General features: G+C 54.8%; 18 protein-coding genes and 1 tRNA gene. 16 read left to right on the top strand and 3 right to left on the bottom strand.

Annotated elements, in window-relative coordinates:
• Positions 1-121: 121 nt before the first annotated feature.
• The 4 genes from rpoE to AACY44_RS25615 all read left to right on the top strand — a co-directional run bounded on the left by rpoE (position 122) and on the right by AACY44_RS25615 (position 3,976).
• Positions 122-703 carry an RNA polymerase sigma factor RpoE gene (gene rpoE / locus AACY44_RS25630; protein ID WP_003172477.1) on the top strand — a complete coding sequence of 194 codons (582 nt, stop codon included), beginning with the start codon at positions 122-124 and terminating at the stop codon, positions 701-703.
• Positions 704-735: 32 nt separating this feature from the next.
• Positions 736-1,323: a sigma-E factor negative regulatory protein gene (locus tag AACY44_RS25625; RefSeq protein WP_339414947.1), complete on the top strand. Its 588-nt coding sequence runs from the start codon at positions 736-738 to the stop codon at positions 1,321-1,323.
• 15 nt (positions 1,324-1,338) lie between these two features.
• Entirely contained in the window at positions 1,339-2,301 is a 963-nt protein-coding gene (locus AACY44_RS25620) for a MucB/RseB C-terminal domain-containing protein (RefSeq protein WP_339531326.1), read from the top strand.
• Positions 2,302-2,536: 235 nt separating this feature from the next.
• Positions 2,537-3,976: a DegQ family serine endoprotease gene (locus tag AACY44_RS25615; RefSeq protein WP_339531324.1), complete on the top strand. Its 1,440-nt coding sequence runs from the start codon at positions 2,537-2,539 to the stop codon at positions 3,974-3,976.
• 64 nt (positions 3,977-4,040) lie between these two features.
• Here the strand turns inward: AACY44_RS25615 and AACY44_RS25610 are convergent, their stop codons facing one another.
• A complete protein-coding gene (locus AACY44_RS25610) occupies positions 4,041-5,474 on the bottom strand; it encodes a M48 family metalloprotease (RefSeq protein ID WP_339414944.1) in 1,434 nt (477 codons plus the stop codon).
• A 94-nt stretch (positions 5,475-5,568) separates the two neighbouring features.
• Here AACY44_RS25610 and AACY44_RS25605 point away from each other — a divergent pair, with 94 nt between their 5' ends.
• Together AACY44_RS25605 and AACY44_RS25600 are read left to right on the top strand one after the other, a co-directional pair.
• Entirely contained in the window at positions 5,569-5,808 is a 240-nt protein-coding gene (locus AACY44_RS25605; protein WP_010212198.1) for a sulfurtransferase TusA family protein, read from the top strand.
• 31 nt (positions 5,809-5,839) lie between these two features.
• Positions 5,840-6,910, top strand: a complete 1,071-nt coding sequence (locus AACY44_RS25600) for an AI-2E family transporter (RefSeq protein ID WP_339427824.1) — start codon at positions 5,840-5,842, stop codon at positions 6,908-6,910.
• Positions 6,911-7,064: 154 nt separating this feature from the next.
• On the opposite strand, the gene AACY44_RS25595 is transcribed toward AACY44_RS25600, so the two are convergent.
• Entirely contained in the window at positions 7,065-7,538 is a 474-nt protein-coding gene (locus AACY44_RS25595; RefSeq protein WP_339414942.1) for a peroxiredoxin, read from the bottom strand.
• A 10-nt stretch (positions 7,539-7,548) separates the two neighbouring features.
• A complete protein-coding gene (locus tag AACY44_RS25590) occupies positions 7,549-8,109 on the bottom strand; it encodes a glycine cleavage system protein R (RefSeq protein WP_003172487.1) in 561 nt (186 codons plus the stop codon).
• A 273-nt stretch (positions 8,110-8,382) separates the two neighbouring features.
• On the opposite strand from AACY44_RS25590, the gene dapA reads away from it, so the two are divergent.
• The 10 genes from dapA to tnpB form a co-directional block, all read left to right on the top strand.
• Entirely contained in the window at positions 8,383-9,261 is an 879-nt protein-coding gene (gene dapA, locus AACY44_RS25585; RefSeq protein ID WP_339414941.1) for a 4-hydroxy-tetrahydrodipicolinate synthase, read from the top strand.
• Between the two features lie 17 nt (positions 9,262-9,278).
• Positions 9,279-10,394 (top strand): outer membrane protein assembly factor BamC, encoded by a 1,116-nt coding sequence (gene bamC, locus AACY44_RS25580; protein WP_339414940.1) that lies wholly within the window; start codon positions 9,279-9,281, stop codon positions 10,392-10,394.
• Between the two features lie 4 nt (positions 10,395-10,398).
• On the top strand, positions 10,399-11,157 hold the full coding sequence (locus AACY44_RS25575; protein WP_339414939.1) for an MBL fold metallo-hydrolase: 759 nt from the start codon (positions 10,399-10,401) through the stop codon (positions 11,155-11,157).
• 27 nt (positions 11,158-11,184) lie between these two features.
• The gene (purC, locus tag AACY44_RS25570) at positions 11,185-11,898 is read left to right on the top strand and encodes a phosphoribosylaminoimidazolesuccinocarboxamide synthase (RefSeq protein ID WP_339414938.1); all 714 of its coding nucleotides are present in this window, start codon (positions 11,185-11,187) and stop codon (positions 11,896-11,898) included.
• 83 nt (positions 11,899-11,981) lie between these two features.
• Positions 11,982-12,071, top strand: a tRNA-Ser gene (locus AACY44_RS25565).
• A 286-nt stretch (positions 12,072-12,357) separates the two neighbouring features.
• Positions 12,358-13,134: a dual OB domain-containing protein gene (locus AACY44_RS25560; RefSeq protein WP_339531322.1), complete on the top strand. Its 777-nt coding sequence runs from the start codon at positions 12,358-12,360 to the stop codon at positions 13,132-13,134.
• A 9-nt stretch (positions 13,135-13,143) separates the two neighbouring features.
• Positions 13,144-13,587 (top strand): DUF488 domain-containing protein, encoded by a 444-nt coding sequence (locus tag AACY44_RS25555; RefSeq protein ID WP_083283766.1) that lies wholly within the window; start codon positions 13,144-13,146, stop codon positions 13,585-13,587.
• On the top strand, positions 13,584-14,183 hold the full coding sequence (locus AACY44_RS25550) for a DUF4326 domain-containing protein (protein WP_339531318.1): 600 nt from the start codon (positions 13,584-13,586) through the stop codon (positions 14,181-14,183). The genes AACY44_RS25555 and AACY44_RS25550 overlap by 4 nt, the downstream gene beginning before the upstream one ends.
• 2 nt (positions 14,184-14,185) lie before the next feature.
• Positions 14,186-15,151: a hypothetical protein gene (locus AACY44_RS25545; RefSeq protein WP_339531317.1), complete on the top strand. Its 966-nt coding sequence runs from the start codon at positions 14,186-14,188 to the stop codon at positions 15,149-15,151.
• Positions 15,152-15,327: 176 nt separating this feature from the next.
• The coding region (tnpB, locus tag AACY44_RS25540) for an IS66 family insertion sequence element accessory protein TnpB (protein WP_339531315.1) at positions 15,328-15,520 on the top strand (193 nt) is incomplete at its 3' end.

The following is a 15,520-nucleotide window of genomic DNA, read 5'->3' as shown; positions in this document are numbered from 1 at the left end:
AATCAGTGCATGCCGGAAACTTGCTTTGAGGGGGAGAACTTTTGCGAAAAGTCCGAGTCTATGTTTGCAAGCCTGATCGTTTAGTTATGCAAGCCTCCTTCAAGTACAACGAGGAGTGTTCATGCTAACCCAGGAAGAGGATCAGCAGCTGGTCGAGCGCGTTCAACGCGGTGACAAGCGGGCCTTTGATCTGCTAGTGCTGAAATACCAGCACAAAATTCTCGGGTTGATCGTGCGGTTTGTGCACGACACCCATGAAGCGCAGGACGTTGCACAGGAGGCCTTTATCAAGGCTTACCGTGCGCTTGGTAATTTTCGCGGTGATAGTGCGTTTTACACGTGGCTATACCGAATCGCCATTAACACGGCGAAGAACTATCTGGTGTCTCGCGGACGCCGCCCGCCGGATAGCGATGTAAGTTCAGAAGATGCAGAATTTTACGATGGTGATCACGGCCTCAAAGATCTCGAGTCGCCGGAGCGTGCGTTGCTGCGCGACGAGATCGAAGGCACCGTTCATCGCACAATTCAGCAACTGCCAGAAGATTTGCGTACGGCGTTAACTTTACGTGAATTCGATGGTCTGAGTTACGAAGACATTGCGAGTGTCATGCAGTGTCCGGTGGGGACTGTAAGGTCGCGGATTTTCCGGGCCAGGGAAGCCATCGATAAAGCCTTGCAACCGCTGTTGCAAGAGAACTAAAGACAGCGGCTACAGCCAAGAGAGGAACCGCCATGAGTCGTGATGCCCTGCAGGAATCGCTGTCCGCAGTGATGGATAACGAAGCGGATGAACTGGAACTTCGTCGAGTGCTCAATGCATTTGATGATGCCGAAACCCGTGATACCTGGTCTCGTTACCAAGTCGCTCGGGCGGTAATGCACAAGGATCTTCTAATCCCTCGTCTGGATATTGCTGCGGCGGTTTCTGCTGCGCTTGCTGATGAAGCCGTTCCGGCAAAATCTGCTCGTGGTCCATGGCGTAGCCTGGGTCGCCTCGCAGTGGCTGCCTCGGTGACTGTCGCAGTGTTGGCCGGTGTTCGCCTGTATAATCAGGACGAAATCGCCGGTGCCGAACTGGCCCAGCAGACTCAGCAACCGGTCATGGCCGGTCCGCAAGTCAAAGGCCCAGCGGTACTGGCCGGCTACAAGGAAAGCTCTGACTCCACCGGTCCTATGGCCAGCGGTGTGTTGCAAGGGCAATCCGGCTGGCAAGATCAGCGTCTTCCAGGCTACCTGCGCCAACATGCACAGGAATCTGCCTTGAAAGGCACTGAGAGCGCTCTGCCATACGCTCGCGCAGCAAGCCTGGAAAACCGCTAATCCGTAAGGAGCTCTATGCGAGCCATACCGCTCCTTACGCTTTTGCTCAGTGGTTGTTTTGCACTCCCCGGCCATGCCGATGAAGCCCAAGACTGGTTGACTCGACTTGGGCGTGCAGAACAGCAGCAAAGCTTTCAAGGTACGTTTGTCTACGAACGTAGCGGCAGTTTTTCTACTCATGACATCTGGCATCGCGTCCAGAATGGTCAGGTCCGTGAGCGGCTCTTGCAGCTTGATGGTTCTGCCCAGGAAGTCGTGCGGTTGGATGGTCGAACGCAATGTGTCAGCGGCACTCTTGTCGCAGGCCTTGGCAATTCGCGCGATGCACCATCACGTGCACTTGATCCGAAAAAACTCAATCAATTCTACGAAATGGCCGTTATTGGCAAATCCCGCGTGGCCGGTCGCAATGCGGTGATCGTGTCAATCACTTCCCGTGACCAATACCGCTATGGTTTTGAGCTGCACCTGGACCGTGAAACCGCGCTGCCGCTCAAATCACTGTTACTCAATGATCAGGGGCAGTTGCTCGAGCGTTTCCAGTTCACGCGGTTGAATACGTCGCTCGTCCCTGAAGACCGCGATCTGCAGCCTAGCAGCGAATGCACATCCATTACGGTCGCCAATGATAAAGCCCCAGAGGTGCAGTCTACCGAGACCTGGTATCTGGAATGGTTGCCGCCCGGGTTTCAGCTGACCAATAGCGGTGCTCGAAAAGACACCCAGACCAAAGCGACCGTCGACAGCCTGATGTATGAAGACGGGCTGGCGCGTTTCTCGGTGTTCCTCGAGCCAATCAGCGATGTGAGCGTCACTGAAACCCGCACTCAACTGGGGCCCACCGTTGCAGTATCGCGCCGCCTGAATACGGTGGACGGCGAAATGATGGTGACGGTAGTGGGTGAGATTCCAATCGGCACCGCAGAACGTATCGCATTGTCGGTACGCGGTGAAAAAAAGCCAGTCGCCCAGCCGTGAGTCGTTAATTCTATGTTCATCCTGACGTTTCACTGTAGTTGCATGCCAGGTTGGCTGCCGAGAGACATGAAATGTCTGGATCAGCATTTTCACTTGCAAAAATCCCTCATGTTTTTTATAGGTCAGTGCTTGTCGGCTCTGGCCTTGTCTTGTTCGCGGAACAAAGATGTCGGTCGCAGTTTTCGGCGTTTCTTGAACCCTGTCGCTCAACCCTGCTCGTCGTAACGGGAGCTGTATGTCGATACCACGTTTGAAATCGTACCTATCCATAGTCGCCACGGTATTGGTGCTGGGTCAGGCCTTACCTGCGCAAGCGGTCGAGTTGCCTGACTTCACCCAATTGGTTGAGCAGGCATCGCCTGCCGTTGTGAACATCAGTACCACGCAAAAACTGCCGGATCGCAAAGTCTCCAACCAGCAGATGCCGGACCTGGAAGGCCTGCCGCCGATGCTGCGCGAGTTCTTCGAGCGCGGCATGCCGCAACAGCGCGCGCCCCGTGGCGGCGGTGGCGGCCAGCGTGAGGCTCAGTCCCTGGGCTCGGGCTTTATCATCTCGCCGGATGGCTACATCCTCACTAACAACCACGTGATTGCCGATGCCGACGAGATTCTCGTGCGCCTGGCTGATCGTAGTGAGCTGAAAGCCAAGCTGGTAGGCACCGATCCAAGATCCGATGTGGCCTTGCTGAAGATTGAAGGCAAAGACCTGCCAGTGTTGAAACTGGGTAAATCCCAGGACCTGAAAGCCGGGCAGTGGGTAGTCGCTATCGGTTCGCCGTTTGGCTTTGACCATACCGTGACTCAAGGCATTGTCAGCGCCATTGGCCGCAGCCTCCCGAACGAAAACTACGTGCCGTTCATCCAGACCGACGTGCCGATCAACCCGGGCAACTCCGGTGGCCCGCTGTTCAACCTGGCCGGCGAAGTGGTGGGGATCAACTCGCAGATCTACACCCGTTCCGGTGGCTTCATGGGGGTGTCGTTTGCCATTCCGATCGATGTAGCCATGGACGTTTCCAACCAACTGAAAAGCGGTGGCAAGGTCAGCCGTGGCTGGTTGGGCGTGGTGATTCAGGAAGTGAACAAAGACCTGGCTGAATCCTTCGGCCTCGACAAGCCGGCCGGTGCACTGGTCGCGCAGATCCAGGACGATGGCCCGGCTGCCAAGGGTGGCCTGCAAGTCGGCGACGTGATCCTTAGCATGAACGGCCAGCCAATTGTCATGTCGGCCGACCTGCCGCACCTGGTAGGCGCGCTCAAGGCAGGCAGCAAGGCCAAGCTTGAAGTGATCCGCGAGGGCAAGCGCCAGAACGTTGAGCTGACTGTTGGCGCAATCCCTGAAGAGGGGGCAGCACTGGATGCGTTGGGTAACGCTAAGCCGGGTGCCGAACGCAGCAGCAATCGCCTGGGCATTGCTGTCGCCGAACTGACCGCTGAACAAAAGAAGACATACGACCTCAAGAGCGGCGTCTTGATCAAGGAAGTCCAGGATGGCCCTGCGTCCCTGATTGGCCTGCAGCCAGGTGACGTGATCACCCACCTGAATAATCAGGCAATCGACAATACCAAGCAGTTCACTGACATCGCCAAGGCGCTGCCGAAGAACCGCTCGGTATCGATGCGAGTGCTGCGTCAGGGGCGTGCCAGCTTCATAACCTTCAAGTTGGCCGAGTAACTCGGTAAAAAGAAAAAGCCCCGCCTTCGTTTAACGAGGGCGGGGCTTTTTTTGGCCGCTGTATTTAGCTCATCATTCCTTTGACCAGGCGCTCCTGTTCGATCAGTTCACGCTGACGCGCGTCGATACGCGACGACAGCGGGAAATTGCTTCCAGCGCGACGCTTTGCAAAATCCAACTGCTGGATGGCCTGCTGGAAGTCACCTACCAATGCGAAGTATTCGGCGCGGGCCTGATGCAGGCCAATGATATTGCCGGACAAGCCTCGGGTTTCCGCAACCTGATACCAAACGTCGGGATCGTCGGGCCTGGATTTGAGCAAACCGTCCAAGGCCTTCTCTGCATCGGCAGTGCGGTTCTGTTTGAGCAACACGTCTACTCGGATCTGATTCAGCGGATAGTTGCCCGGATATTGGGCTAGCATCCGATCGGTACGTTGCTGGGCATCGGGCAGATGATTGTTGTCGATCTCCAACTGAATCAGCGCCAGGTTGTAGGTAATGTCGTTCGGTGCCTTGGCCAGCAACGCTGTCAGGTTTTCCCGCGCTCGCTTGAATTGGGAGCCTTTGATCTGGGCGATAGCCAAACCATAACGCGCTACATCGTTTTTCGGGTTCTCGTCCAACTGCGCCTGGAAGCGCTTGGCGGCGAGCCCTGGGGTGTCTTCGTACTGCAATTGCACCCGTGCGCGGATCAGTTGATAGCGCAAGCTATCTTCTTTGCCGCCAGGCTTGGACTGCTCGGCGCGGTTGCGGGTGTCGGCGATTCGCGATTCGGTGACCGGGTGTGTCAGCAGGAATTCCGGTGGCTTGGCATCGAAGCGGTACTGGCGCATCAGACGCTCGAACATGGTTGGCATGGAGCGCGGGTCGTAACCGGCTTTTTCCAGGTTGAGGATGCCTATGCGGTCCGCCTCTTGTTCGTTTTGCCGCGAGAACCGACGCTGCTCTTGGATTGCAGCAGCCTGTGTGCCGGCAATCGCAGCAATACCCGCGTCACCTGCACCAGCGGCTGCGGCAATGATGCCGCCAAGCAACGCTGCCATCATCGGAAGCTGCATGCGTTGTTGCGCTTCCACGCCACGGGCGAAGTGGCGTTGGGACAAGTGCGCCAGCTCATGCGCCAGCACCGAAGCGTATTCCCCTTCGGTCTGAGCGTTGAGGAACAGGCCTCCATTGACCCCCACAATACCGCCGGGTGCGGCAAAGGCGTTCAGTTGCGGGCTGTTGATCAGGATGAACTCCAGCCGACGGTCGTTGACTTGGCTGGTCTCCACCAGTTTGTAAACGCTGGTTTCGACGTAATCCTTGAGCTGCGGATCGTTGAGTTGCGAGACCTGGCCCCGCAGATAGGCCAGCCAGGCGCGGCCCAACTGGTATTCCTGTTGTGGCGAGACAATGGCAGAACTGGCGTCGCCAAGTGACGGCAGGTCGTCAGCGAAGCCTGGGGAGGCCAGCAGGCAAGCCAGCGTCAGCAGGGTGGGGCGCAAAAAAGTCATGCACATAGCCTTTCGACAAAGAGCTTACTGTAGCCGGACACTGAGCTTCGGACCAGATATTCTAAGCAGCCCAACGCGTGCCCGGAGTAAAACCATGACCGACGCTGTAGCTTTTGATGCCGAACTTGATGCCAGCGGCCTCAATTGCCCGTTGCCCTTGCTCAAGGCCAAGCTGGAACTCAATCGTCTGGCCAGTGGCGCCGTACTTAAGGTAATCGCCACGGACGCAGGCTCTCAGCGTGATTTTCGTACGTTTGCCAAGCTGGCCGGCCACACCCTGTTGCACGAAGAAGACGCCGCCGGTGTGTACCGTTACTGGTTGCGCAAGGCCTGAACTGTTTGCCCCCACCACCTGAGGTTGATTGATGTTCAAAGTGTTACGAGACTGGGTCCAGCGCTACTTCTCCGATGAGGAGGCCGTGGTGCTGGCGGTTCTGTTGTTTCTAGCGTTTACGGCTGTGCTCACCTTGGGTGGCATGTTGGCACCGGTGTTGGCGGGGATGGTGCTGGCCTATCTGATGCAAGGCCTGGTCACCGCTCTGGAACGGTTGCGCCTGCCGGGCGGGGTGTCGGTGGGGCTGGTGTTCGCCTTGTTCATGGGCGTGTTGGTGCTGTTTATCGTGGTAGTGCTGCCGTTGCTATGGCATCAACTGATCACTCTGTTCAATGAGTTGCCGGGCATGCTCGCCAAGTGGCAATCACTGTTGCTGCTGTTGCCGGAACGCTACCCGCACCTGGTGTCGGATGAGCAGGTGTTGCAGGCTATAGAAGTGGCCCGCGGCGAGATCGGAAAGTTCGGCCAATGGGCGCTGACCTTTTCCCTGTCCAGCTTGCCGCTGCTGGTGAATATCATGATTTACCTGGTGCTGGTGCCGATTCTGGTGTTCTTCTTCCTCAAGGACCGCGCCATGATCGGCCGTTGGGTAAGTGGCTACCTGCCGCGCGAGCGAGCGCTGATTACCCGTGTTGCCGAGGAAATGAACCGGCAGATCGCCAACTACATACGCGGCAAGGTGATCGAGATCATTATCTGCGGGGGCGTGACCTACATTGCCTTTATTGCCCTGGACCTGAACTACGCGGCCTTGCTGGCATTGCTGGTCGGGATTTCAGTGGTGGTGCCTTACGTAGGCGCGGTGGTGGTGACGGTGCCGGTTACATTGATTGCCTTGTTCCAGTGGGGCTGGAGCGACCAATTCATCTACTTGATGGCGGTGTACGGGATTATCCAAACCCTGGACGGCAACGTGCTGGTGCCGCTGCTGTTCTCGGAGGCCGTCAACCTGCATCCGGTAGCGATCATCTGCGCAGTGTTGTTGTTTGGTGGGTTGTGGGGCTTCTGGGGCGTGTTCTTTGCGATCCCCCTGGCGACGCTGTTCAAGGCGGTGCTGGATGCATGGCCGCGTCAAGAGCCGGTGGTTGCGCCGTTGTTGTAACGGTATGACACAAACTTGTAGTGAGCGGGCTCGCTCCGCGCTGGGGTGCGAAGCAGCCCTAAAACCTGCAGCCGCGTTTTATCTGAAAAAAACGCGGCGGCTATGTTGGGGGCACTTCGCAACTCAGCGCGGGACAAGCCCGCTTACTACAGACTCAAGGCTTGTTCAGCGCCTGCGCCGCGGCCAAAACCGCATCCACATGCCCTGGCACCTTCACACCACGCCATTCCTGACGCAGCACGCCATTCTTGTCGATGAGGAACGTGCTGCGATCCACGCCGAGGTATTCCTTGCCATACAGCTTCTTCAGCTTGATCACGTCAAACAGTTGGCAAACCGCTTCGTCCTTGTCGCTGATCAGCTCGAAGGGGAACTCCTGCTTGCCTTTGAAGTTTTCGTGAGACTTCACGCTGTCGCGCGACACGCCAAACACTTCAGTGTTGGCCGCCTTGAACGCTGCGTACTGGTCACGAAAACCCTGGCCTTCAGTGGTGCAGCCCGGCGTACTGTCCTTCGGGTAGAAGTAGAGCACCACTTGCTTGCCCTTGAGGGCTGCGAGGCTGAAGGTCTGGTCGCTGGTGGCCTGGGCTTCGAAATCGGCTATGGGTTGGTCGATGACTACGGCCATGAAAACTTCCTTACATTGGGTTCTGTGGGCGCCACGGTTCGATCAGTGCGTCGAGGTTCAGGGCATCGGCGAAATCCAGGAACTGATCGCGCAGCCAACTGATCTGCACGCCCGCCGGCAGGGTCACGGTAAACGTGGCGTTCAACATGGTGCCGCCTGTTTGCGGGGCCTGGTAGGTGTCGCAGGTCAGGTTCTCCAGCTCGACATTGTGGTCGATGAAGAACTGGCACAGCTCGTTGACGATGTCCGAGCGATAGGCCGAACTGACATACGCCACATAAGGCAGAGCCTGCGGACGATTTTCCAGGGCGGCGCTGCGTACCACATTGACGGTGAAGTCATGCTTCTTTGCCAGGCCCGGCAGGCCGGTTTCGAGGCGAGCCAGGGCATCCCAAGTGCCGGAGATCTGCAGGACCAGCGCACTGCACTCGCCATGACGAGTCAGGCGGGAGGTTACGACGGCGCAGCGGTTTTCATGGCTGGCGCGGCACAGGACGTTAGTCAGCTCCATGGGGTTGGCGCCGAGGGCACTGATAACAAGGAATTGTTCGCGAACTGTGGGGGTGGACATGCAGCCTTCCTAAAACGATGAGCGGTCGATACTGTAAGGGCGGTATCGATCAAAGGATGAAGGGTAGCGAAAAGCGTCGTCAAGGGATAGGAGGTGGCGTTTTCATTGCGTGATCGGTCCTATTTCATCGTGCTTCAGGGTGTGCTTTGGCCCGATGATGGCATTGTCCGTCGTTTAGTTACGTCAGAACGCATCCTCAGGCGGTACTTTGCTTGTGCAAGCATCTTGGCGCCAGTACCATTACGGCTCTCTTTTTCCGGCAGGAGCGGTTGCATGATTGCGGGCAGTATGGTGGCACTGGTCACACCCATGGATGCACAAGGTCGTCTCGACTGGGACAGCCTGGGCAAACTGGTGGACTTCCACCTGCAAGAAGGCACCAACGCCATCGTGGCGGTCGGCACCACCGGTGAATCGGCCACTCTCGATGTGGAAGAACACATCCAAGTGATCGAGTTCGTGGTCAAGCGTGTTGCGGGCCGTATTGCCGTGATCGCCGGCACGGGCGCCAACTCCACACGCGAAGCAATCGAGCTGACCAAGAACGCCAAGAAGGCCGGCGCCGATGCGTGCCTGCTGGTGACCCCGTACTACAACAAACCGACCCAGGAAGGCCTGTACCAGCACTTCCGCGCCATTGCCGAAACGGTCGATATCCCGCAGATCCTCTATAACGTACCGGGTCGTACCGCGTGCGATATGAAGGCTGATACCGTGATCCGTCTGTCCACCGTGCCGAACATCATCGGTATCAAGGAAGCCACGGGCGACCTGCAGCGCGCCAAGGACATCCTGGCCGGCGTGAGTGGCGATTTCCTGGTGTATTCCGGTGACGACGCCACTGCGGTCGAGCTGATCCTGCTCGGCGGCAAAGGCAACATCTCTGTGACCGCCAACGTGGCCCCGCGTGCCATGAGCGAGATGTGCGCTGCCGCCATCGCCGGCGACGCCCTGACCGCCCGCGCGATCCACGAGAAGCTGATGCCGCTCAACAAGACACTGTTTATCGAATCCAACCCTATTCCCGTGAAATGGGCGCTGACTGAAATGGGCATGATGCCGGACGGTATCCGTCTGCCGCTCACTCGTCTTAGTGAAGCCTGTCACGAACCGCTGCGACAGGCCCTGCGCCAGTCCGGCGTCCTGGTTTAATTGAGGAAGCATTACGCATGAAGCGATTGGCCGGACTTTCCGCACTTGCCTTGATTATCTCCAGCACCAGTGGCTGCGGTTGGATCTGGGGCCCGGATGGCTACTTCCGTGACCGCGGTAGCGATTACCTGGAAGCCCAACCCACCAAGCCGATGGAGTTGCCGCCTGGCGTCAATGTCGCCAAGCGCCTTGACCCCTTGCTGCCGATCCCGCGCAACGTTGCCGACGACACCACCAAGGGTGAGTACGTAGTGCCGCGTCCACAGCCGATCTCGGCCGTGGCGGATGCCAGTGACTACAGCCTGCAGAAAAGCGGTGACTCCCGCTGGATCGTGGCTCAGCGCCCGCCCGCCGAAGTCTGGCCGGTGGCGGTGCAGTTCTTCCAGGACAACGGTTTTCGCATTGATCAGCAACGCCCGCAGACCGGTGAATTCACCACTGCATGGCAGCAGGGCAGCGAGCTGTCCGCGACCATGGCCAAGCGCCTGCAGGCCGGTGGTGTAGCCGCCGACAGCGAAGCCCGAGTGCGTGTGCGCATCGAGCCAGGTGTGCAACGCAATACCAGTGAAGTCTACGTGGTCAGCGCCGAGCGTCCTGCCGGCAGCACCGCCAACGTTGATTTCACCAATCGTTCGGTTAACCCCGGTGTCGACTCGGCACTGGTCGACGAGATGTTGGCCAGCATGAGCCGTATCTCCGAGAAGGGCGGTTCCGTTTCGCTGCTCGCCGCACGTGATTACGACACCCCGAGCCGCGTCAGCCTCACTGAAGACGGCAGCGGCAACGTTGTGCTGAACCTGGGTGAAGACCTCAATCGTGCCTGGGCCAGTGTTGGCCGCGCGTTGGAACAGGGCCCTTGGCGTGTTGAAGACATCAACCGCAGCCTGGGCCTGTACTACATCAACGTGGCTGAAAAGGCCGAGCGCAAAGATGACGAACCAGGTTTCTTCAGCAAATTGTTCGGCAGCAAGCCGACCAAGGAAGAAGTCGAAACCCGCGCCGAGCGTTATCAGGTTCGTTTGAGCAAAGTGGGCGAAAGCGTGCAAGTCACCGTCGAGAAAAACATCAATACCGTTGCGCCCGCTGAAACAGCGCGCAAAGTATTGGGCGTGATTCAGGACAACCTGGGCTGATCCGATGCGTTTTGCCGTTCTCGGCAGCGGTAGCCAAGGGAACGGCACGCTGGTCGCCCATGACGACACGTATGTGCTGGTGGATTGTGGTTTCTCCTTAAAAGAAACCGAGCGGCGCCTGCTGCGCCTGGGGGTTCACCCCACGCAGTTGAGTGCGATTCTGGTGACCCACGAACATGCCGACCACGTGCATGGCGTGGGTTTGCTGTCTCGGCGCTACAATCTTCCGGTGTACCTCAGTCGCGGCACCTTGCGCGGGATGCGCAAACCCATTGAACCCGCGGGTTTCCTGGCCGGTGGCGAGCAACTGCAAATCGGTGCCCTGAGCATCGATGTGATTGCCGTGGCGCACGACGCTCAGGAACCGACGCAGTATGTTTTCAGTGACGGAGAGCGACGCTTCGGCGTGCTCACTGACCTGGGTTCCTACTGCGCCAAGGTGCTGGACGGTTACCGGAACCTCGATGCGTTGATGATCGAGTCCAACCACTGCCGAGACCTGCTGGCTCGCGGTCATTACCCCTACTTTCTCAAGCAGCGGGTGGGCGGTGAACTGGGACATTTGAACAACCACCAGGCCGCGTACCTGGTGTATGAGTTGGGCTGGCAAGACCTGCAACACTTGGTCCTGGCCCACTTGAGCAGCAAGAACAACCTGCCGACGCTTGCCCGGCAATGTTTTGTCGACACCCTTGGGTGCGACCCGGACTGGCTGCAACTGGCCGATCAAGATTCAGGGCTCGACTGGCGCCACATCGCCTAGCCCACCTCACTCAAAGCGGAGCCCATCATGGAAAAACGTGAAGAACTCTACCGCGGCAAAGCCAAGTCGGTGTACAAGACCGACGACGCCAACCGCCTGATCCTGCTGTTTCGCAACGACACCTCGGCGTTCGACGGCAAGCGCATCGAACAACTTGATCGCAAAGGCATGGTGAACAACAAATTCAACGCCTTCATCATGCAAAAACTCGAAGAGGCCGGCATTCCGACCCAATTCGACAAACTGCTGGGCGACAACGAGTGCCTGGTCAAGAAGCTCGACATGATCCCGGTGGAATGCGTCGTGCGTAACTACGCCGCCGGCAGCCTGGTCAAGCGCCTGGGCGTGGAAGAGGGCCTCAAGCTCAATCCATACACCTTCGAACTGTTCCTGAAGGACGACGCCAAGGGCGACCCGTTCATCAACGAATCCCACGTCGTGGCGTTCGGCTGGGGCACCGCTGAGCAACTGGCGCGCATGAAGGAATTGTCCCTCAAGGTCAACGATGTGCTGAGCAAGCTGTTCGACGCCGCCGGTCTGCTGCTGGTCGACTTCAAGCTCGAATTCGGTGTGTTCCACGATGGCTCCATCGTCCTGGGCGACGAATTCAGCCCGGACGGCTGCCGCCTGTGGGACAAGGACACCAAGAAGAAGATGGACAAAGACCGCTTCCGCCAGGGCCTCGGTGATGTGATCGAAGCCTACGAAGAAGTCGCCAATCGTCTCGGCGTACCGCTTTAATCGACGCAAGCATCTGATAGCACGGAAAAAAATCGCTTCGGCGCTTTGCTTTCCTGATCCACGCTGTTATGATGCGCGCCGTTGGAGAGATGCCAGAGTGGCCGAATGGGACGGATTCGAAATCCGTTGTACCTTCACCGGTACCTAGGGTTCGAATCCCTATCTCTCCGCCATTACAGAAAAACCTTTGTAAATCAATGATTTACGAAGGTCAAAAAGCAGTGATTTGTAGCAGCAGTTTGTAGCAACTTTTTGCCAAACTGTAGCGACCAGATCGCTGTTTTTTTTCGTCTGTATTTTTTAATTCAGCGATTAAGTCCGACCTTCACTTCTCATTGGTCAGCACCCTGTGTGACCCTCTATGGTGCGAAACGGTAGGGTTCGCATCGCTTTGAGTAGCACGCGAGCGAATGTGCGTTAGAAGCCCTTACGTTGCGATGCAGACCGCTTGATCGGTCTATGCGGTTGGGCGGCTGTGGATTCACCAAAGTAAGGCTTGCCATCTGTGATGGGCAAAGCGAGGATGCTGAAAGGCATATCGCCATCATGGAAGGGACATACAAAATGCCGTATCAATACCGGATAATCTGCTTGGCAAATTCTCGTAAGCTCAGTGGCTGCTGTGTTGCTGGTAAGGTGACAACGGGAGACTACACAGGGGCTTGGCTGCGTCCTATTGGCACCACGGCTACGCATGAGATCACCGAGCGAGATCGTGAGTATCAGGACGGGACCACGGCCCAAAAGCTGGATGTCATTGACATCACGTTCACGAATACCGCACCCGCTGGGTTCCAGCGTGAGAACCACATAATTGATGACAACATCTATTGGGAGAAAGCGGGCCAAATGGTTGTCAATGACCTTGCAGGGATTGCGGATGCACCGGCTACCCTATGGGAGAATGGCAATCACAGCTATTCAGGTGTGAACGATAGGGTCTCTGTGGAGCACCTGACTGAACCGCGTCAAAGTCTTTACCTCATTCAACCGCAGAATGTCACTTTCAAGGTCAGTGCGGAGGGTGCCCAATTCGGAAATCCGAAACGTGTTGTACGTGCCAAGTTCACCTATAACCGGATTCCGTATGCTCTGACCGTGACAGATCCAGAGACAGAACAACACTACAAAGCCCAGCAAAATGGCGAGTACGCGGCTAACGTAAGCTATTTCACCATTAGCCTAGGTGAACCTTACAACGGAGAGGCCTATAAATTGGTCGCCGCAGTATTTTAAGGGGTAAAAATGAAGATTTTCACGATAGGTTTTACGGAGAAAAAAGCAGAACGCTTTTTCTCCTTGATAAAATTATCAGGCACAAAGCGAATTGTTGACGTTCGGTTGAACAATATTTCTCAGCTCTCAGGTTTTGCAAAAAGAGATGATTTGAAATACTTCCTGAAGGAATTATGTGACGTTGATTACGTCCATGTGCCGGAATTGGCTCCTACAAAAGAAATTTTGTCGCCATACCAAAAGAAAGAGATTTCTTGGCAGCAGTACGAGGATAAATTCCTAAACCTTATGGCGAAGCGAAATATTGAAAAACACGTAAAGCCTGAAATTATTGATGAAGGTTGCTTGTTGTGCAGTGAGCATCAGCCGCATCAGTGCCATAGACGGCTGGTTGCAAATTATCTCAAGCAAGCGTGGGATCAATCTGACGCGGTTGTAAAAGATTTAATATGAATAAAGATGCAAAAGTTTTAATTGCTTATCCTATCGACTTCCTTTCATATTCAAAATTTGAGAGGAAAGTCGATAAAATTATCAGCTCTCTTGAAAAGGTAGAGCTAATTTTTTTGCGTGATGAAAACGAATTTATCGAAAAATATTCAAAGTCGAAGGGTTTGCACGCAACGCACTTTGACTCGGATAAAGAAGCGTTGAAAGAAGTCACGCACGCCATTCTTTTTCAAGATGAAGAGCGTAATTGTTTTTTTATACTCGATAATGAATTGCGGGAAAAAGAAATACCCACAAGAATTATCAATTTGAAAATCACCAAGGTGTCTAATAAAGACATGGGTGATAGTTACGATGTTTACATTGGTAGAGGAACCCTCTGGGGAAACCCCTACCAGATGGGCAAGGAAGGCACCCGCGATGAGGTAATAGCCAAATTCGCTTATGATTTTGATAAGCGTTTTTTGAAACTGCCCGAAAAATTTGATGAAAATATCGAAAAACTTAGGGGTAAGACGCTCGGTTGTCACTGCAAGCCTGCGGCTTGTCACGGTGACGTAATCGCGAACTATCTAAACTCCCAAGATGATGGAAAGTGACCATGTTTCAGCTAGTAGCATTCCGTAATGTCGATGGCTACTTAGGTTTTTTTCAAAGGGACGGTAACCATGTCAGTTACTATGTGAATACCTCGAAAGCTTTTTATTCCATATCTGGTGCTAATAGTTGGCAAACGTGGGTCCAATATATTGACGCTGGGCACGGAGGAGATGCCGATAGGGAAATAATAGGCAAAGAAGCCATACAGTATTTCTTACATAGTTACCAAGAGACGATCAGTATCGATATCGTTGAAATGGAGGATGTTCAACGTCCGGGAAGCTTTTATCCGAGAATTTCAAGAGATAATATTTTCTTTAACTATGTGAGTGAACAATTTTTACAAGATGTTAGAGCCTACCAAAATATTCAATTTAGCCTTGATAGCTTATTTAACTACATTGAGCCGTCCGCAAACAATTTGAGTGCTTACGGTCATAAAATTAGAGAGCTTTTGATATTGGCATGCACAGAAGTTGAATGCTTGCTTGTAAAGACCTTGGTTGATAATGGTTATGAGCAAAAAGATAGATATTCCACAAATGATTATATAAAATGCAAAGATATATTAGGGCTGGATAAATTCGAAGTAAGCTTGGTGCAATATCCAAGCGTGAAGGTATTCAAAACTTTTCATGATTGGAAGGCCGAATCTCCAACCAAATCACTACCTTGGTATAATGCCTATAATGCAGTAAAGCACAATAGAAGCGATAACATCACAGATGCAAATCTAGAACACCTTCTAGATGCTATTTCTGCCATCCATGTCCTTCTTGAAAGTCAATACGGCAAAGAAATTTTTGAGCGTTGGAATAGTCAAACAGAAGACCGGAGTGTATATAAAACAGTAGCTAGACCTAAATGGAGTTGTGCGGAAATCACTGCTCCGATATTGATTGCAGGCTACTCCATAGACGCAAAGTGGACGGATGAGCGTAAATATTTCGAAGATTATAAAATTTAAGAAATATTAGATAATGCAAATATCAGGTTTTTCTCACTCCGTGGGTATTGGCCCGGTTGCGAACGCCCGGCCAATGATGCGTTAAAAGCTCCGTAAGCGATCCACCATGTACACATTCAAAACTGCCCGTTGAAGCCTGATGCTGTGCTCCCGATTCCCATCAGGAGCCCGCAGTTATGATGCGCCCCGACGCCAAAGTTGAAAAAGTCTACCTCTACCCCAGGCCTGTCGACTTCCGAAAATCCATCGACGGCCTCGCCGCCCTGGTTGAATTGGATATCAAAGTGGCAGTGTTCGATCCCGTGCTTTTTGTTTTTCTGAATCGCCCCCGTAATCGGGTGAAAATACTTTATTGGGAGCGCAACGGCT

Source organism: Pseudomonas sp. RA_15y_Pfl1_P11, assembly GCF_963970975.1.
Lineage (GTDB): Bacteria > Pseudomonadota > Gammaproteobacteria > Pseudomonadales > Pseudomonadaceae > Aquipseudomonas > Aquipseudomonas tritici.
This window is presented reverse-complemented; position numbering and strand designations above follow the sequence as displayed.